The organism is Acetobacter syzygii, assembly GCF_000964225.1.
GTDB lineage: Bacteria > Pseudomonadota > Alphaproteobacteria > Acetobacterales > Acetobacteraceae > Acetobacter > Acetobacter syzygii.
Genome location: NZ_BAMZ01000021.1, coordinates 39,936 through 58,118, shown reverse-complemented (window position 1 = coordinate 58,118; position 18,183 = coordinate 39,936). Strand labels below are relative to the sequence as shown.

At 58.2% G+C, this 18,183-nt stretch carries 13 protein-coding genes; 3 read left to right on the top strand and 10 right to left on the bottom strand.

What is annotated here, in order from left to right; translation table 11 throughout:
- Positions 1 to 79 precede the first annotated feature (79 nt).
- Positions 80 to 2,461 carry a heavy metal translocating P-type ATPase gene (locus tag Absy_RS08405; protein WP_084597022.1) on the top strand — a complete coding sequence of 794 codons (2,382 nt, stop codon included), beginning with the start codon at positions 80 to 82 and terminating at the stop codon, positions 2,459 to 2,461.
- 36 nt (positions 2,462 to 2,497) lie between these two features.
- Here Absy_RS08405 and Absy_RS08400 read toward each other — a convergent pair whose 3' ends face one another.
- The 5 genes from Absy_RS08400 to Absy_RS08380 all read right to left on the bottom strand — a co-directional run bounded on the left by Absy_RS08400 (position 2,498) and on the right by Absy_RS08380 (position 8,573).
- Positions 2,498 to 3,787, bottom strand: a complete 1,290-nt coding sequence (locus Absy_RS08400) for a hypothetical protein (RefSeq protein ID WP_048854296.1) — start codon at positions 3,785 to 3,787, stop codon at positions 2,498 to 2,500.
- Between the two features lie 198 nt (positions 3,788 to 3,985).
- Positions 3,986 to 5,317 carry a glutamate--tRNA ligase gene (gene gltX / locus Absy_RS08395; RefSeq protein ID WP_048854295.1) on the bottom strand — a complete coding sequence of 444 codons (1,332 nt, stop codon included), beginning with the start codon at positions 5,315 to 5,317 and terminating at the stop codon, positions 3,986 to 3,988.
- 114 nt (positions 5,318 to 5,431) lie between these two features.
- Positions 5,432 to 5,881 (bottom strand): hypothetical protein, encoded by a 450-nt coding sequence (locus Absy_RS08390; RefSeq protein WP_048854294.1) that lies wholly within the window; start codon positions 5,879 to 5,881, stop codon positions 5,432 to 5,434.
- Positions 5,878 to 7,083, bottom strand: a complete 1,206-nt coding sequence (locus Absy_RS08385) for a beta/alpha barrel domain-containing protein (protein WP_048854293.1) — start codon at positions 7,081 to 7,083, stop codon at positions 5,878 to 5,880. The genes Absy_RS08390 and Absy_RS08385 overlap by 4 nt, the downstream gene beginning before the upstream one ends.
- A 110-nt stretch (positions 7,084 to 7,193) precedes the next feature.
- Positions 7,194 to 8,573: a class II 3-deoxy-7-phosphoheptulonate synthase gene (locus Absy_RS08380; RefSeq protein WP_048854292.1), complete on the bottom strand. Its 1,380-nt coding sequence runs from the start codon at positions 8,571 to 8,573 to the stop codon at positions 7,194 to 7,196.
- Positions 8,574 to 8,881: 308 nt separating this feature from the next.
- On the opposite strand from Absy_RS08380, the gene Absy_RS08375 reads away from it, so the two are divergent.
- Positions 8,882 to 9,286, top strand: coding sequence for a hypothetical protein (locus tag Absy_RS08375; RefSeq protein WP_048854291.1), 405 nt, complete (start codon positions 8,882 to 8,884; stop codon positions 9,284 to 9,286).
- A gap of 12 nt (positions 9,287 to 9,298) precedes the next feature.
- On the opposite strand, the gene Absy_RS08370 is transcribed toward Absy_RS08375, so the two are convergent.
- Positions 9,299 to 9,895 carry an IMPACT family protein gene (locus tag Absy_RS08370; protein ID WP_048854290.1) on the bottom strand — a complete coding sequence of 199 codons (597 nt, stop codon included), beginning with the start codon at positions 9,893 to 9,895 and terminating at the stop codon, positions 9,299 to 9,301.
- A 179-nt stretch (positions 9,896 to 10,074) separates the two neighbouring features.
- On the opposite strand from Absy_RS08370, the gene Absy_RS08365 reads away from it, so the two are divergent.
- Complete coding sequence (locus tag Absy_RS08365) at positions 10,075 to 10,455, top strand: hypothetical protein (RefSeq protein ID WP_084597020.1); 381 nt, start codon at positions 10,075 to 10,077, stop codon at positions 10,453 to 10,455.
- A gap of 80 nt (positions 10,456 to 10,535) precedes the next feature.
- Here Absy_RS08365 and Absy_RS08360 read toward each other — a convergent pair whose 3' ends face one another.
- From Absy_RS08360 to recN, 4 genes are all read right to left on the bottom strand, one after another.
- Positions 10,536 to 11,363: a pyruvate, water dikinase regulatory protein gene (locus Absy_RS08360; RefSeq protein WP_048854289.1), complete on the bottom strand. Its 828-nt coding sequence runs from the start codon at positions 11,361 to 11,363 to the stop codon at positions 10,536 to 10,538.
- Positions 11,364 to 11,414: 51 nt separating this feature from the next.
- Positions 11,415 to 14,090: a pyruvate, phosphate dikinase gene (gene ppdK / locus Absy_RS08355; RefSeq protein ID WP_048854288.1), complete on the bottom strand. Its 2,676-nt coding sequence runs from the start codon at positions 14,088 to 14,090 to the stop codon at positions 11,415 to 11,417.
- 225 nt (positions 14,091 to 14,315) lie between these two features.
- The gene (gene ligA, locus Absy_RS08350) at positions 14,316 to 16,376 is read right to left on the bottom strand and encodes an NAD-dependent DNA ligase LigA (RefSeq protein WP_052945730.1); all 2,061 of its coding nucleotides are present in this window, start codon (positions 16,374 to 16,376) and stop codon (positions 14,316 to 14,318) included.
- Between the two features lie 23 nt (positions 16,377 to 16,399).
- Positions 16,400 to 18,124, bottom strand: coding sequence for a DNA repair protein RecN (gene recN / locus Absy_RS08345; RefSeq protein WP_048854286.1), 1,725 nt, complete (start codon positions 18,122 to 18,124; stop codon positions 16,400 to 16,402).
- Positions 18,125 to 18,183: the final 59 nt, after the last annotated feature.

Below are 18,183 nucleotides of genomic sequence, written 5' to 3'. Positions count from 1 at the left end.
AACACGGTATGGTGGCACGCCCCATGCCACTGCATTTTTGCCCGGCCGGGCCTGATCACAGGTATGGAGCCATAACAGTATGAGCCAGATAGTCAGTTTTCCCGTGGAGGGTATGAGCTGCGCCAGTTGCGCCGCCCGGCTGGAAAAAGTGCTCAACAGGCAGCCGGGGGTACAGGCGTCGGTCAATTTTGCCACCGAACGGGCGCAGGTTACTGTGCAGAACGTGGCCGAACAGTTGCCCGGCGTGCTGGATACCGTGCGACAGGCCGGATTTACGCCCCAGAGTACCAGTGTGGATCTGGCTCTGACAGGTCTGACCTGTGCATCCTGCGTAAACCGGGTGGAAAAAGTGCTGAACGCCCTGCCATCCGTTCAGGCATCGGTTAATCTGGCTACGGAGCGGGCGCATGTCTGTTTTGTACCCGGCGTGGTGGATGCACCATCCCTGATCGCCAGTGTAGAAAAAGCGGGATTTGGTGCAAGCCTTTACACCCCTCAGGACCCGGATGAGCAAAACAGGCAGAATCAGGCTGAATGGCGGAGCGAGTGGTGGAATTTTCTGCTCTCGGCTTTGGTAAGCCTGCCGTTTCTGGCCCAGATGCTAGGAATGATGGTGGGCGTTCACACCTTTATGCTGCCATGGTGGGGGCAGCTTGGTCTGGCAGCTCTTGTGCAGTTCTGGTGCGGACGGGCTTTGTATGGTGGCGCCATTCATGCGTTGCGTGCTGGTGCTGCCAACATGGATGTGCTGGTGGTTATGGGAACAGGCATAGCCTTTGCCTTCAGCGCGGTTGTGGCAGCCATGGGGCTGGATCAGCCTGTTTATTTTGAAACCAGCGCGTTGGTGATCACACTGGTGCTGCTGGGGCGGCTGCTGGAGGCCCGCGCCAAAGCCCGTGCTCGGGCGGGTATGCAAAGTCTGATGCACCTGCAACCCCGCACAGCTCATGTGGAGCAGAATGGCCAGTGGGTGGACCTGCCCGTTGAGCAGATTGCTCCGGGAGCCGTGTTTATGGTCCGCCCGGGGGAGAGTGTGGCGGTAGATGGTACCGTGCTGGAGGGACGATCCGACCTGAACGAGTCCATGCTGACGGGGGAGAGCCTGCCAGTTGCCAAAACCACGGGGGAACCTGTGTTTGCTGGTACGCTAAACCAGACAGGCGTTTTGCGCGTACAGGCGACCAACGTTGGTGCCCGGACTGTGCTGGCAGGCATTGTGCGCATGGTGGAGCAGGCACAGGGCAGCAAAGCCAGTGTGCAACGTTTGGCAGACCGTGTGGCGGCTGTGTTTGTGCCTGCCGTGTTAGGGCTGGCAGGGCTGACTTTTGGCGTGGGCTGGGCGTATTCGGGCAATCTTGGCGTTAGTCTGGTCAATGCCATATCCGTATTGGTCATTGCCTGCCCCTGTTCATTAGGGCTGGCCACGCCAACAGCCATTATGGTCGGCACGGGGCTTGGCGCACAGGCTGGTATTCTGTTCCGAAATGCGGATGCGCTCGAGCAGGCGCGCAAAATGGATATTCTGGTAACAGATAAAACCGGCACGCTTACCATGGGGCGGCCCGGCGTAATTCAAGCGGACTTCCCCCCCACCGTGGACCAGAAGAGCGTGCTGGGTCTGGCCTATGCGCTGGAGCAGAGTTCCGAACACCCTCTGGCGCGTGCGGTTGTTGCGTATGCCAGGGTACAGGGGGCGGAGCCTGCTGCCATAACTGCTTTTAAGGCCATACCAGGGTGGGGTGTGCAGGCCCGTATGGGGGGCGATGATGTTTTTATGGGGTCTCTGGCCTTCATGCAGCAGATCGGATGCCAGATTGACCGCACCCTCACCGATGGCTGGCAGGCACGGGGGCAGACCATTGTGGCCTTGGCGCGTGCCGGTGCAGTGGTGGCATATTTTGGACTGGCAGATCAGGTCCGGCCAGAGGCGCAGCTTGCCATGAGGGCATTGCAGAGCGAGGGCGTGCGCGTGGTCATGCTGAGTGGCGATAACGAGCGGGCGGCACAGGCCGTAGCCCGTCAGGTCGGCATAGACGAAGTCATAGCCGGTGTGTTGCCAGATGGTAAAGCAACCCAGATTGCACGGCTGCGCGGCCAGCATGAACACTGCGTAGGCATGGTGGGGGATGGCATAAACGATGCCCCTGCTCTGGCTTTGGCTGATGTGAGTTTTGCCATTGGTGCAGGGGCCGATATTGCGCTGGAAACAGCGGATGTCGTGCTTGTCCGTAGCCAGTTAACGGCTTTGGTCGATGCGCTCTCGCTCTCACGCGCAACGGTTGCCAAAATTCGGCAAAACCTGTTTTTTGCTTTTATTTACAACATATTGGGCCTGCCATTGGCGGCATTCGGATTGCTGGACCCGGTTCTGGCTGGTGCCGCTATGGCAATGAGTTCCGTATCGGTTGTGAGCAACTCCCTCCTGCTCAACCGCTGGAAGCCGCGCAAGGTCTGGTCCTGATGAGTGCTCGAACGCTGGATTGCAGAGCGGGAATGGTCACGTAGGCAGGGTGGGTGTGGAACTGCCCAACAGCAGGCTGGAGGCATGGGGCCGCCATTCTCCGGTATTTTCATCCCGCCCTTGCAGGTAAAGCCTGCGGGGTACGGCAGTTGGGGGTGGTTGTGCGGCTGCACGTAAAAACACCTGCATATCTTCGGATTGCTGGCGGTTGATCAGGCAGCATAAGGGCGTATCGGGAAAAGATTGCAGCAGGTTTGCCGTGCTGTCTTCACCAGCAAAAATCATGAGCGGTGGCTGTTTTCTTTTTTGCTCATAGTGGAGGCGGATCAACTCGGTTTTGCCTACACCCGCGGGGAATGGATAGTGGGGAACCTCAACCGGTTCCATAACCCCTTTGCGTTCGACCAGCCGTGCGCCAAACACGTGCTCATGCCGCAGGTTATAGCCATATTCGGCCGAGGTTGCGAACAGGGCCACCAGATCTTCCAGTGCTGAAGAGCAGATAATCGGATCTATGCCGTGTTCTTGCAAAATCTGGAGCAGGTTGCCCATCTCCGGTGTCAGGCGCAGCATTTGGGTGACGTTGACCTGTACAGGTCCAGCCTTGCCGGGGCGTGTGGAAGGGCAGACCCATTTTTGCGCGGCAATGGAGGCTCCAAGACACCATTCATTAGCAGCGCGGCTGAGTGCAATAACATCCGTCTGGGTTTGTTCTGCCACAAGCCGGATCATCCATTGCTGGGCCGCGTCGGGGCCATGTAACGCGGCAACAGCCTGATGGCAGAAGGCCATACGTGCCCTGAACGCTAGCATCGCGGGGTCATCCTGTAACGCCTCGCGCGCAATGGGGTGGGGCATGTGCCCGTAGCGGGCCGCCAGTGCGCTGTAATCTTCTACAATGTCCGCCACAAGGTCGGGAAAAGCGACCGGCTGCCCAGCCATGTTTGTAAAAGGAGCCGGAAGTGGGTGGCTGGAAGCATGGACATGGATCAGCTTGCGGAACTTTTGTGCAGGCATAAGAAAGCAGAAGTGCTCCAGCATGAACAGGAACAGCGTTTGCTGCACATCGCCCACTATGGCCATGTTATTCCAGTCCATCACCACATAAGGAGGGCTGCTGGCGTTGTAGTGCTCGGAATATTGGCCATTGGCGTTAATGAGCGCCTGAATGGCCTGCCGGAGTGGTGGGTACCACTTGAGTTCTTCCAACTCGGGTGGTGGGCGGTCCATAAGGTCGGGTATGGCGGTTGCATACCCGGTGGCGGGGGCGGCTAAAAGCGCGGTCAGACCCAAACCAAATGTACGGCGGTGCAGAACAGGGCGCATACAAAATCCAGACTGACAGGGAGCGGCACAATCCTTTCTATGTGAAAGGTGAGAGCACGCATGGTCAAGTCATGTTTATGGGTATGGCCATTCAACCGGGTCAACCTGTGTGGCTTTTTGTTCCGGCCTGGCCATACAGCTCCGGTGGGTGTGCCGGGGCTGTATGGGTGTTTTTAGGCTGGTGCCGGATACTGCCCTTTATCCGTGGGAAGGCAGCAGACGGGCCAGCGCCCGGGGGCGGCCAATAAGGGGCAGCAGGTCGCGCAGTTCTGGACCATGCTCTTCCCCCGTCAGGGCTACGCGCAGCGGATGGAACAGGGCTTTGCCGCTCCGTCCGGTTTTGTCCTTAATAGCCGTGGTCCATGTTTTCCATGTGCCTTCATCCCACGGTTCTGCCGGGAGAAGGGCTGCGGCATCCTTCAGGAACGCTTCGTCCGCTTCCTGCACAGGGGGGATAATGTCCCCTTCCACAACCTGCAACCACAGCTTGGCCTCGGAAAGCAGGTCAATATTGCTGCGGATTGCCAGCCAGAACGCTTCTGTTGCGCCTTTGGGCAGTTTGTCGGCAATGGCATCAAAGGGGAGCTGGGCAAGGTAGCGGTGGTTCAGCCCCAAAAGCTGGCGTGTATCAAAGCGGGCGGCAGAGCGCGAGATATGGGACAGATCATAGCTCTGGGCCAGAGCGTCAAACGGCATTAACGCCGGGTCGTCCGAGCTGCCAAGGCGTGCAAGGTAGGAAATGAGCGCCTGAGCTTCCACCCCATCCTGCCGCAATGTGCGCAGGGAGCATGCATCAAACCGTTTGGAGAGCTTGCCGCCGTTTTCGTCCAGCAACAGGGGCAGGTGGGCAAAACGGAAGTGGTCAGGGCGTGCGCCCAGAGCTTCGGCAATGTCAATCTGCACGCCAGTATTGGTTACGTGGTCTTCCCCGCGGATAATGTGGCTGATCCCGGTTTCCAGATCATCCACAACGGAAGCGAGTGTGTACAGGACCGTGCCATCGGTCCTGACCAGAACCGGATCGGAGACAGACGGCAGCTTGACCTGACATTCCCCCATTACAAGGTCGCGCCAGCGCACAATGCGGCCGGAGAGTTTGAAGCGCCAGTAAGGCACCTTGCCGTTGGCTTCTGCCTGTGCGCGCTGCTGTTCGGTCATGCGGAGCATGGCGCGGTCGTACACAGGGGCACGGCGCTGGCGGATCTGGGTTTCGCGCTTGGCGGCCAGTTCCTGCTCGCTTTCAAAGCAGGGGTACAGGTGGCCGGATGCCTTCAGTTTTTCAATGGCGGCGGCATAGCGGTCCAGCCGCTCGGTCTGGCGGAAGGTTTCGTCCCACGTAATGCCCATCCATTCCAGATCCTGCTGAATGGCACCAACCAGTTCCTCGCGGGAGCGACCGGTATCTGTATCATCAATACGCAGTTGGAATTTGCCACCGTTGCGGCGGGCAAACAGGGCGTTGGCAAGGGCAAGGCGGGCATTGCCCACATGCAGGAGGCCGGTAGGGCTGGGCGCAAAGCGGAGTTTCATAACAGAGGCTTATGCCGTGATTGGGCTGGAAAGACCAGCACGAAGAGAACAGAAAACAGGGCAGGGGCGCCATGCCACAGGCAGTTCTGGCCCCCTTGCCAGCGGGTGGCTTAGTTAGTGCAGGTTGTGCAGGCCGGGGTCAAACGCGTCATCTTCGCTCTCTTCCCCGTCCTCTCCTTCACTTTCGTCGTCTTCAAGGATGATTTCCTCACCATCCACCAGACGGCGGGGGTCCAGCATACGCCAGTCACGTTCCATGGGGGTAGCCGGGGTGGCGGTAAAATCGTCCAGTTCGTTGGCAGAGCGCCAGCCATCCTCGCCAGCATCCACCACTATGGCGTCCTCGCCAAAGCTGGTCCATGTTTCCAGCACGTCTTTGGCAGAGGCACCGGGGGTGCGGCACCGTTCTACGCTGTCGCGCACATAGGCGCGGGCAAAAGCGTTGGCATGGGCCAGATCATGAAAAATGCCAATATCTTCCACAATATTGTCTTCAGCACCGCCGGACAGGTCCAGAATACGGACTTTCCAGCCTTGTTCCTGCGGGGGGGCTGTTTCGTTCATGGATTTTCCTTGCTGTCTTTTCGGTTGCGGGCTGATGCAAACAGGAATTCCCGTCCGATTTTAACCCGCTCAACACCGTTGTAAGAAATAATATCGGCTGTTGCGTAGGTCTCGTTCCATATTTCGGGAATGAACGAGCCTGTGCCAACAACATCTATGGGGGCGTGGGCATCGGCCATACACGCGCATTTGGTCACCCCAAAGCCAGAGGAGGCAATAATGCGCACTTTGTTAAACCCGGCTTCGTCCAGTGTTTCACGCATTTTCCAGATCGAGGCGGCGGACACGCCAGTGCCAATCAGGTACCGCAACTCCCGGTCGGAGCGGTAGCGGCGCAGGGCTTCTGGCGCATGGCGGTTAACCACAGCATAGGATTCCTGCGGGTTTAACCCCTCCATAAACCGCCCGCCGTGCGTATCCAGCCGTACGGCAATGCGGCCAGCTCTGGCCAAGTCTTCAAACCGGCGGCATACGGCCAGTGCGTCCGTGGTTTCCTGCCCAAAATAGTCGACCAGAACGACAAGGTCGGTGTTGGGGAATGTCTCGTGGAACATTTCTGCCGCCCGCACGGTGGAGCCAGCGTAACCAATAAGGGCGTGGGGCATGGTGCCAGCCCCTTCTGCCGTGCCAAAAAAAGAGGCTACGGCATCGTTCGCAGTACCGACAAACCCGACTGCGCCATCTTTTTGGGCTGCCCGTCCACCAATAGAGGCCGCATAGGCCATAAGCTCCTGCATTTCATACCCGGCGCAATGGCGGGCATCCATGGCTAAAAAACGGGTATGAGGCAGGGAAAGCGCCATCTGGTAAGCGCGCAGAGCCGCAACACAGGCGCTCCCCAGTTTTTGAAGCAGCAGGGTTTCCAGATCCGCCAGATGCAGGAACGAGCCGGTTATATAAACCAGTGGTTCACCCGCTCCCACCCACTCCCCTTCCGGGTGGAGCACATCGACCGTGTAGGCGCAGTTGCGTGCAGCCATAACGTTTTTGAGCCATTCCAGCATAATACCGGGGGCGGATATAACCGGACAACGGAGGAAAAAGGCGTAAGTCACCTCGCAATCCCCGAAGTGGCTGACAATCTGCCGGGTCCGGTTGAAGTAGGAATCCGTACGGGCACGGATTTCGGAATCCGACAATGCTGTGGCGGCCTGGGCTGTGGTAACGCCAGGAGCTGCCACGCCGGAGAAGGATTGCGTCATTGCTGAAATGCTCTTTTCTGCCAAATACACTCTACACAGATCATGGGTGCGATAGTGGGGGGCGTAAAGACCACCCCCCGCTACTGTGATCAGGCTAAAGAGCGGGCGGCCTAGCTGCGACCGGTCAACTCCTCCGCGATCAGGAACGCCAGTTCAAGCGACTGCTCAGCGTTCAGGCGCGGGTCACAGAAGGTTTCATACCGTGCGCCAAGGTCTGCTTCGGTCAGGCGCTGGGCACCGCCCACGCATTCCGTCACGTTCTGGCCCGTCATTTCCAGATGAACACCGCCAGCAGGCACGCCTTCTGCCGCACACACGGCAAAAAAGCCTTTAACTTCCTTCATAACCGCATCAAACGAGCGGGTTTTGACCTTGCTGTCGGTGGAAATGGTGTTGCCGTGCATGGGATCACTGATCCACGTAACAGGCTGCCCCGTTTCCTTGACTGCGCGCATGAGCGGAGGCAGGAACTGCTCGATTTTTTCTGCCCCCATGCGTGAGATCAGGGTAATACGCCCGGCCTCGTTCTGGGGGTTCAGCACCGTGGTCAGGCGTTTGATGTCTTCCACACTGGTGGTTGGGCCAACCTTGATGCCAATGGGGTTACGCACACCACGCAGGAACTCAACATGCGCGCCATCGGGCTGGCGTGTGCGGTCCCCGATCCATACAAAATGTGCGGAGCAGTCATACCATGCGCCCGATGTGGAATCGATCCGTGTCAGCGCCTGCTCATACGGCAGCAGAAGTGCTTCGTGCGAGGTGTAGAATTCGGTTTCGTCCACCTGTGCGGAGGAGGCGGCATCAATCCCGCAGGCCTGCATAAAGGCGAGGGTTTCGCCAATACGTTCAGCCATAGTGCGGTAACGGTTGGCAAGGGGAGAGCGCTCCACAAAGCCAAGGTTCCAGCGGTGGACTTCGTGCAGGTTGGCGTACCCCCCGCGGGAGAATGCGCGCAGGAGGTTCTGGATCCCGGCGGACTGGAAGTAGCCTGTTTCCATCCGGGCAGGGTCGGGAATACGGGCTCCGGGTGTGAATTCCGGCCCGTTAATAATGTCCCCCCGGTAGGAGGGGAGGGTTACGCCATCCACGGTTTCCGTATCGGACGAACGCGGCTTGGCAAACTGCCCCGCCATGCGACCGAGCTTGATAACCGGCACCTTGGCGCCAAAAGTGAGCACCACAGCCATTTGCAGCAGAACCCGGAAGGTATCGCGCACAATATCGGCCTTGAACTCGCCAAAGCTTTCCGCGCATGGGCCACCCTGCAGCACAAAGGCCTTACCCTGAGCGGCCTGTGCCAGATGGTTGCGCAGGCGGCGGACCTCCCCGGCAAAAACCAGCGGCGGGTATGTGCTCAGCCGGTCTTCCACATTTTTGAGTGCTGCTGCATCCGGATAAGTAGGGATCTGCTTGAACGGAAACGAACGCCAGCTATCCGGCATCCAGGTCTCAGACGTCGGGTTGGGCTGGGTGAGCGTGGCACTCATAACGCGTTCCTGTTCAGTTTGGCTGATTACACACAGATGGTAAGCAGAAGGGTAAAAACAATCTCTCTTGGCCATGAAATTGCCAAAGGCGGCTGCCTTTATGTCTAATATGCAGCAATTACGCAAATAGCGTTTGTTGGCTCAAGCCATGTTCTGGTCAAGGGTGTGGCATCTGCCCCACTTGGATGCAGAGAATTTGGATTTTTGCCCTTTTGGTGTGATAAGGGTCTAAGTATGGAACCCGCAAGGCTGTTAAGCCTAATGGCTTTACGGGGTGTTTTTCTTTTTTTCTTGCGGGGTAACGCGCAATGGCGCAGCTGCGTAGACCGTTTGTAAACGTAATGTCCGGCCTGCTGATGGGCGCAAGCCTGCTGGGGGCAGTCAGTGTTGCCCATGCGGACCCTCTGATGTCCCCTAATGATGATGTCTCCTTTTCCGAAGGAAGTGGCGCCATGGATACGGGGGCGGGTGCGAGCAAATCCACCGAATCAAAAACCGTGCATGGGCACCGTAGCCTGCCACCTGGTTACCAGGATGCACCATCCATGGATTTCCAGCATGGGGATGACCCAGACCATCTGGCTAAGGTACACAGGGATTCGGTAACGGGTTCAGACCTGTCGCGCTATGGCTCCGCGTACCAGACATCCGGCCCGTTCGGGTCCGGTCAGGTCGGGGATTCTACAGGGAACGGCTGGGTTATCCCCCGTTAACGGGCAGGCCGCTCAGTCTTCTATAAGGCGTATCTCGGCCTGACCACTGGTTAGGTCGGTTATCTTGCGGCACACATCATCATGTAAAGCCTGCGGCAACAGGAGCTGGAACTGCGCTCCGTTTTCGTCAAAAATCGGGTGGTCGGCCTCCACCCCCCATTCAGGCAGGCGTGCCTGAACAAGACCCAGCAGTGAAAATGGGCAATGGAAGCCCAGCCTGATCCGTTCGATCAGCTCTTCCTTTGGGGCTTCTCGCAGGCATTCTGCGGCTGTGCCCGCATAGGCACGCACCAGTCCCCCCGCTCCAAGTTTGATCCCGCCAAACCAGCGCGAGACAACAATGGCCACCCGGTCCAGCTTCTGGGCGACAACAACCTGCAAAATAGGCCGCCCAGCAGTGCCGGAAGGTTCTCCCGCATCGTGGCAGCGGCAGTGCGGGCCATATTGCCAGGCCCAGCAATGGTGCGTGGCATCAGGCTCGGCTGCTGCAATGCGGGCAATAAAGGCATCTGCTTCTTCTGGGTTGGCTATGGGTATGGCGCGGGCCAGAAACCGGCTTTTCTTAATATCCCGTTCCAGCTCAAAAGGGCCAACCAGCGTTTCTGTCATGCCGCCTTCTTATCCCTTTCGGTTGGGTTCGGGCAAGTCGGTGTGGTCCGGGGGCACTTTGCTATTTTAAGGTGTTTTGCCTCTTGCCAAGCAAGGTGCTCGTGCCAAAACTGATACCGATAGTTCTGTAACAGCAAAGCCTGGCTACTAAAGGTCAGCATAAAGGAGGAAGAACCGACATGGTGCCGGTATTCCGTAAAAAATGGACAATCATGTTCGGTCTGTGTGCGCTGGCGCTGCCTCTGGTGGCCGGTGTTCCTGCACATGCTGAAGGTGACGGGGACGATGATGATTCCGATGCCCACCGTGCATCGAGTATGCATAATCTGGCGGGCAAACTGCCACTCCCCCGTGCGCGTAAGGATTTTAGCAAATACCACTTTACCCCGCCGGGTGACCGGGTGGTGGAGCAGCCCGATACAAACCGCCTGCTATTCTGGACCAAAGATGGCCAGCCCGATGGGTACGCCCAGCGGCGTGGAAGCAGTGTGATTTATTACAATGCACAGGGGCAGGCCATACGGGTGCAAAGGCTCACACCAGAGGAAATGGCGGATTAGTCTGACCTGCTGTGTAGCCCGGAGTGGTTGAGTAGCCAGAAACCATGCACCGTTGGTTCAATAACGGTGCATGGGGCTGGTCAGGCAGTAATGGCGATCAGTTCCAGAATAGAGGCGGATGTCTCTTCAATAGAACGACGGGTTACATCAATAACTGGCCAGTTATGGCGGCGGCACAAGCGCCGGGCCCAGTGCAGTTCTTCCTGCACTTTTTCCAGATCAATATAAGCGTAATCCGTTACCGCCTCGGGGCGGGATTTGCCGGGCATCATCTGGTTCAAACGGTTACGGCGAATTTCTATCAATCGTTCGGGGTCGATTGTTAGGCCAATAACCGGCTTGGTGGTGTTGAACAGTGCTTCTGGCGGTTCAATCCCCATGACTAGCGGCACGTTGGCAGCCTTAATACCCCGGTTGGCCAGATAAAAGCAGGTCGGCGTTTTAGACACGCGGGAGACACCAACCAGAATCACATCGGCTTTGTTCAGGCCGCGTGTTTCCTGCCCATCATCATGGGCCAGAACGTAGTGCATGGCCTCAATGCGCTGATAGTAGTTTTCGTCCATAATATACTGGCCGCCAGGGTGGCGTGTTGCTTCTTCCCCGGTTTCTTCGGCCAGAAAGTGTAGCGCATTATCCAGTACGTCCAGAAGCCGGATGTGAAGGCTGGCGCACCCTGCTTCCATATCAGCCTGTAGAATAGGGTCGGTCAGGGTGGACATGACCGGACCACGGTTATTGGCAATATGCCGCAAAACCCGCCGGAGCTGAATCTGGGTACGAATAAGATTCCAGTGCCGTAGCCGGACTTCCGTATTGGGGAACTGTGCAATACATGCCCGCGCCACGGAATCAAGCGTTTGCCCCGTAGCCTCGGAAACGAGGTGGAGTGTAAGAATTTTTTGCATGATACCAGATTGAAAAATGGCCGCCTCGGGTGGGAGGCGGCCACTCTTTCCTTAGGCTTTAACAGCCTTGTTATTGCGTGCAGCCAGGGCTGCCTGAGCGGCGGCCAGTCGGGCTACTGGCACACGGAAAGGCGAGCAGGAGACGTAATCCAGCCCGACTTCTTCAAAGAAGGCGATGGAGAGCGGGTCGCCACCATGTTCACCACAGATGCCAAGTTTGATGTCCGGCTTGGAAGCACGGCCTTTTTCCACACCCATACGGACTAGTGATCCAACGCCCTCACGGTCGATGGAAATAAAGGGATCCTGCGGCAGCAGCCCTTTTTCCACGTATTCAGGCAGGAAGGAGCCTGCATCATCGCGTGACAGACCGAGTGTTGTCTGTGTCAGATCGTTGGTGCCGAAGGAGAAGAAGTCAGCACTTTGTGCAATCTGGTCAGCGGTCAGAGCAGCACGGGGCAGCTCAATCATGGTGCCAATTTTGTAGGAAAGCTGTGTACCGCGTTCCTTAAGCACATCCGCAATCACGCTTTCGCAGGATTTGCGAACCAGATCCAGCTCGGCCTTGGTGCCAATCAGCGGGATCATGATTTCCGGATCAACGGCTTTGCCTGTTTCCTTGGCAATGTCCAGAGCGGCCTCGGTAATGGCGCGCACCTGCATGGCGTAAATTTCCGGGTAGGTAATACCCAGACGGCAGCCACGGTGGCCAAGCATCGGATTGGATTCGGAAAGGGCGGAGCGGCGTGCGCGCAGGCTTTCCACGTCTTTACCCAGTGCCTTGGCAACATCAGCCAGTTCAGCCTCACCATGCGGCAGGAACTCATGCAGCGGTGGGTCCAGCAGGCGGATGGTTACGGGCAGGCCCGCCATAATGCGGAACAGTTCCGTAAAGTCACCGCGCTGGAATGGCAGCAGGGCTTCAATGGCACGGGCACGAGTGGCAACGTCGTCTGCCATAATCATCTGGCGGACGTGGCCAATACGGTCTGGACCAAAGAACATGTGTTCGGTCCGGCACAGGCCAATGCCTTCCGCACCAAAGCGGCGCGCGGTCTGAGCATCTTCCGGTGTTTCGGCATTTGCGCGGACGCCAAGGCGGCGAACACCATCTGCCCAGCCCATAAGGGTTGCAAAATCGCCAGAAAGCGTAGGCGGAATGGTAGGAACGCGGCCTTTGTAAACAGCACCCGTGCCACCATCGAGGGTAATCCAGTCACCCGCCTTGAGTGTGTGGCCGTCCACGGTCATGGTCTGGGCCTTGTAGTCCACGGCAATGCTGCCAGCGCCGGCTACGCACACGCGGCCCATACCACGCGCCACAACAGCCGCGTGGGAGGTCATGCCGCCGCGCGTGGTCAGCACGCCACGGGCTGCGTGCATTCCATGCACGTCCTCTGGGGAGGTTTCAATACGGACCAGAATAACGTCCTCACCCTTGGCAGCGCGATCTTCTACATCTTCAGCAGAGAATGCGATAATGCCGGTGGCAGCGCCGGGGGAGGCGGGCAGGCCACGGGTGAGCTGTACACGTTCCGCCTTGGGGTCAAGCACGGGGTGGAGCAGCTGGTCGAGAGAAGCAGGCGGCACGCGGGTAATGGCTTCTTCCTGCGTGATCAGACCTTCCTTGGCCATATCAATGGCTACGCGCAGGGCTGCTGCTGCGGTGCGTTTGCCGGAACGGGTCTGTAGCAGGTAGAGTTTGTTGGCCTGAACCGTAAATTCAATGTCCTGCATGTCCCGGTAGTGGCGTTCAAGCAGGTCACGTACCTTGAGCAGTTCGTTGTAAGCACCGGGCAGGGCCTTTTCCATCGAGGTCTGGCCCTCGACCGCACGACATTCCGCCATGGGCTGCGGGGTCCGGATCCCGGCCACAACGTCCTCACCCTGAGCGTTAATCAGGTATTCACCGTAGAAAATGTTTTCACCGGTGGAGGGGTCGCGGGTAAAGCACACACCTGTTGCACAGTCATCCCCCATGTTGCCGAACACCATGGACTGTACGTTAACAGCGGTGCCCCAGCTTGCGGGAATATCGTGCAGTTTGCGATAGGTGTTGGCGCGTGGGTTCATCCATGAGCCAAAAACGGCACCAATGGCACCCCACAGCTGATCCTTGGGATTTTCGGGGAAGGCAGAACCCGTTTCCTTGAGTACAATCTGCTTGTAGCTCTTAACGACATCCTGCCATTCTTCTGCCGTCAGGGCTGTGTCGTCCAGCTTGTTGGTGGCGCGCTTGACCTGCTCCAGCAGATCTTCAAATTCATGGTGCGGTACGCCCAGCACAACAGAGCCGTACATCTGAATGAAGCGGCGGTAGCTGTCCCACGCAAAGCGGGCATCGCCGGAAGAGCGGACAAGGCCTTCAACCGTTGTGTCGTTCAGACCGAGGTTGAGCACTGTGTCCATCATGCCGGGCATGGAAACGCGCGCGCCAGAGCGGACGGAAACCAGAAGCGGGTTGTTGGCATCGCCAAAGCGCAGGCCCATGGCCTTTTCTACCAGACCCATGGCAGCTTCAAGCTGGGATTCCAGCTCAGCCGGATACTTCCGTCCGTTGTCGTAAAAGGCGGTGCAGACTTCAGTGGTAATGGTAAATCCGGGCGGCACAGGCAGGCCAATATTGGCCATTTCTGCCAAGTTAGCCCCTTTACCGCCGAGGAGATTGCGCATCCCGGCGTTGCCTTCGCTTTGGCCAGCACCGAAACTGTAGATCCACTTGGTCATTTTGCCGTTCACTTCATTCTTTATTGTGCCAGATGAGCTGAAGTTCCGACCGAGGGGATGGGAACAGGGGATACCGGAACAGCAGCCAGACTGGGCACGGAATTTTTATTCTTGGTTAGGACGACGAACTCCACCCCTTCGTTGCCCCGCAGCATGGCGCAGATTTGGCTGCCGGGCAATCTCTCTTTTACACGCGAATGGTAAAAAACTGGGGGTGTGGTGCTTCTACCCGTTTGTTACACAAAAGGCGTTCCACTCCGCTTCATCCATGGTCTGGATGTTCAGCTCTGCCGCCTTTTTGGCTTTGGACCCCGCTTTTTCCCCCAGCACAACCAGATCCGTTTTTTTTGAGACGGAGTCGGATACCTTGCCCCCCATGCGTTCGGCCGTGGCCTTGGCCTCTGGCCGTGTCATGGTCAGCAGGGAGCCAGTAAACACAACGGTCTTGCCAGCCAGCGGGCCGCCACTGGCTGCACTCTCCTCCGTAATGTGCAGTTCTGCACTTAGCTCGGCCAGAGTGGTCTGGTTGTGGGGTTCAGCGACAAACGCCACAACATCCGTGGCTATGGCATTGCCAATACCGGTAATGGAGCCAAGCTCCAGCCGGGCATCCGAACCAATAACGGTAGCGGCCTCCATCTGGCAGAGCCAGTTGGTGTAGCTGCCATAGTGGCGGGCCAGCAGGCGGGCGTTGCTTTCCCCAATGCGGCGGATGCCCAGCGCATAGATAAAGCGGGAGAGTGAAATTGTCCGCCGGTCCTCAATGGCCTGCAGGAGATTGCGCACGGACTGTTCGCCCCAGCCATCGCGCTGCTCCAGTGCGGGGGCATGGGTTTTAAGCCGGAAAATATCGGTTGGGGTGCGGATTAACCCCGCATCATAAAATTCGCGAATACTGCGGTCACCCAGTCCTTCAATGTCAAACGCAAGGCGGGAGACAAAGTGAATCAGACGTTCCACTGCCTGAGCAGGGCAGGTAAGGCCACCTGTGCAGCGCCGCACGGCCTCGCCCTCGGGGCGCACTGCCAGCGCACCACAGGCGGGGCAATGGTCTGGGAACTGGAATGGCTGCCCACGCTCTGTAGCGTTTGACCCCTGCGGAGCAAGCCCCAGCACCTGAGGAATAACATCGCCCGCACGCTGGACAAATACCAGATCTCCTTCACGCACGTCCTTACGGTTAATCTCATCCTCGTTGTGTAAGGTTGCGCGGGTTACAAGCACGCCTCCCACATTAACGGGTTCCAGATGGGCAACAGGGGTTAATGCGCCAGTACGTCCGACTTGAATTTCTATGGTGTTCAGCCGTGTTGTGGCCTGCTCGGCGGGAAACTTCCACGCTATGGCCCAGCGGGGCGCGCGCCCTGCAAACCCCAATCGTTCCTGAAGGCTCAGGTCGTCAATCTTGTAAACAACACCGTCAATATCGTAGGCCAGATCCGCCCGTTCACGGCTGATGTCTTCAAAAAAAGCTTCAGCGTGGGCCGCGCCATCAATCTGGCGGCACAGCGGGTTGACTGAAAAACCCCATGCCCGGAGCTGTTGCAGGTAGGCCCAGTGGCTTCTGGTTGTTTTTTGGGAACAGAACCCCTGCGCATAAGCAAAGAGAGAGAGCGGACGCTGGGCGGTAATGCTGGGGTCAAGCTGGCGCAGGGACCCGGCCGCCGCGTTGCGCGGGTTGGCAAACAGGCGTTTACCAGCCTGCTCCTGTGCGATGTTGAGTGCTAGAAAATCGTGTTTGGAAAGGAATACTTCCCCGCGGATTTCAATCAGGTCAGGGTAAGGGGCGGGGAGTTCCAGCGGAAGGTCGCGTAATGTGCGCAGGTTGGCCGTTACGTCCTCACCTTCCGTGCCATCGCCTCGGGTTGTGCCACGGATAAATTTGCCGTGCTCGTAGGTCAGGCTAATGGAAAGTCCGTCAATCTTGGGTTCGCCTATCAGGCGAAGTGAGGTGGAATCTTTTTGCTCCAGCCCCAAAAAGCGGCTGGCGCGGCTTATAAAACTCTCAAACTCTTCGCGCCCAAAAACATTGTCGAGCGAGAGCATGGGAACAAGGTGGGTGTGTTTGCCAAAAGCCGTGTCGGGGGTGGCGCCGACTGTATTGGCGGCGCTGTTTTCCGGTTCGGCCTCTGGGTACTGGGCGACAAGGGTGTTGTACTGCTGGCGGAGCAGGTCGTAGTCCGCATCGCTTATTTCTGGCGCATCATGGCGGTAGTAAGCGGTGTTGTGGTGTGCAATCTGCTCGGCAAGGTCTGCCAACCTGGCGCGGGCCTGCGGAAGGTCCATTGGTGCAGTTGGTTGGGTAGCAGTCATTTTTTGGGTTCCAGCAGGCTGGCAGCAGCGGCGCGGGCCGCATCGGTTATTGTGTCTCCTGCCAGCATACGAGCAATTTCTTCCCTGCGTTCTGTCTGGGCCAATGGAGTGGCGTGCGTGGCTGTTTGCCCGTTGCGGGTCTGTTTGCCAATACGCAGGTGCGCATCTGCACTGGCGGCGACTTGCGGACTATGGGTAACAGCCAGAACCTGTACGCTTAGTGCAAGGCGGTGCAGGCGTTCGCCAATGGCCGCAGCCGTGGCACCGCCGACCCCGGCATCGATCTCGTCAAAAATAAGCGTGCCAATACCGGATTGCCCGGCCAGAACCAGCTTGAGTGCAAGCATAAGGCGAGAGAGTTCCCCGCCCGATGCAACCTTGGCTATAGGGCCGGGGGGCTGCCCGGGGTTGGCTGCAATCAGAAAGATGACCTGCTCCATACCGTGGCGGCTCCACTGTTCTGGGGGCAGGGGCTGCAATTCGGCCAGAAAGCGGGCTTTTTCCAGTTTGATCGGTTTGAGTTCAGCAGTAACGGCCTGCTCCATTTTTTTTGCAGCATGGGTGCGGGCATCTGTCAGGTTCTGGGCTGCATCCCTATAAGCCAGCCGGGCATCCTCCGCAGCTTGGCGTAACCCCTCCAGTTCTGTTGCCCCGTTTTCCATTACGCTCAGGCGGCTGGTCAGTTGGGCCAGTAATGCTGCCAGATCATCCACCAGAACATTGTGTTTGCGTGCGGCGGTACGGAGTGCAAACAGCCGTTCCTCGGTATCCTCCAGTTCACGCGGGTTGGCCTCCGTATCCGCCATAAGGCGGGAGAGCAGGCTTTCGGCTTCGGCCAGAGCATTCTCGGCATTTTCCAAAGCGCTCAGGGCTTCCGTTGTACGGGTTGCCAGTACGTCCGGTTCAGAGGTTGGACTGTCGGATGAGGGGGAGGAGGGGACAAGCCGCAGGAGTGCCCGGCTGGCAGCGCGCAGGGCTGCTGCAGGCCCGGTGGAGCGCCTGTCCCGCGGGGTGAGTTCGGATAAAGCCGCAGCAACAGCCTCGCCCCGACGCTCAGCCTGCTGGAGTGCGTGGCGCTGCTGTGCAAGCTGACTTTCCTCCCCTGGTTGGGGTGCAAGGGTGGAAAGTTCATCTACTGTATGGCGCAGCCATTCTTCCTCTCGGGTGGCCTCTTCCAGTGCCTGTTGGGCGCGGGTAAGGCTGAGGTTGAGGTCCTGCCAGTGGGTAAAAGCCTGCGCGACCTTTTTGAGCAGGGCAGGTTTTATGCCGTAGGCATCCAGTAGGCCACGGTGGGTTGCGGCATCGGCCAGACCCATCTGTTCGTGCTGCCCCTGAACTTCAATCAGTTGGGCGGCCATTCTGCGCAGCAGGGTCAGACCGACGGGCTGGTCGTTGATCCATGCGCGCGAACGCCCCTCGCGCGAAATAACGCGACGCAGAACAAGCGGCTCCCCCTTATCCGCGGGAATGCCCTGTTCTTCCAGTTGTGCGTAAATCGCGTGGCTTGCCGGTGTTTCAAAACAGGCTGTTACACGTGCTTCTTCCGCGCCGGAGCGTACAAGGCCCGCATTGGCACGCTCGCCCATGGCCAGCCCCAGACTGTCAAGCAGAATGGATTTTCCCGCCCCCGTCTCCCCCGTTAAGGCGGTAAAACCGGGGTGGAGATTAAGGTCAAGTGCTTCGATCAGCACAACGTCTCGGATGGAAAGATGTGTCAGCATGGCGACATCCGGCGTTTAGGTTCTCACCTGAAATAACTGGAGTCTGCGGAGCAGACCAA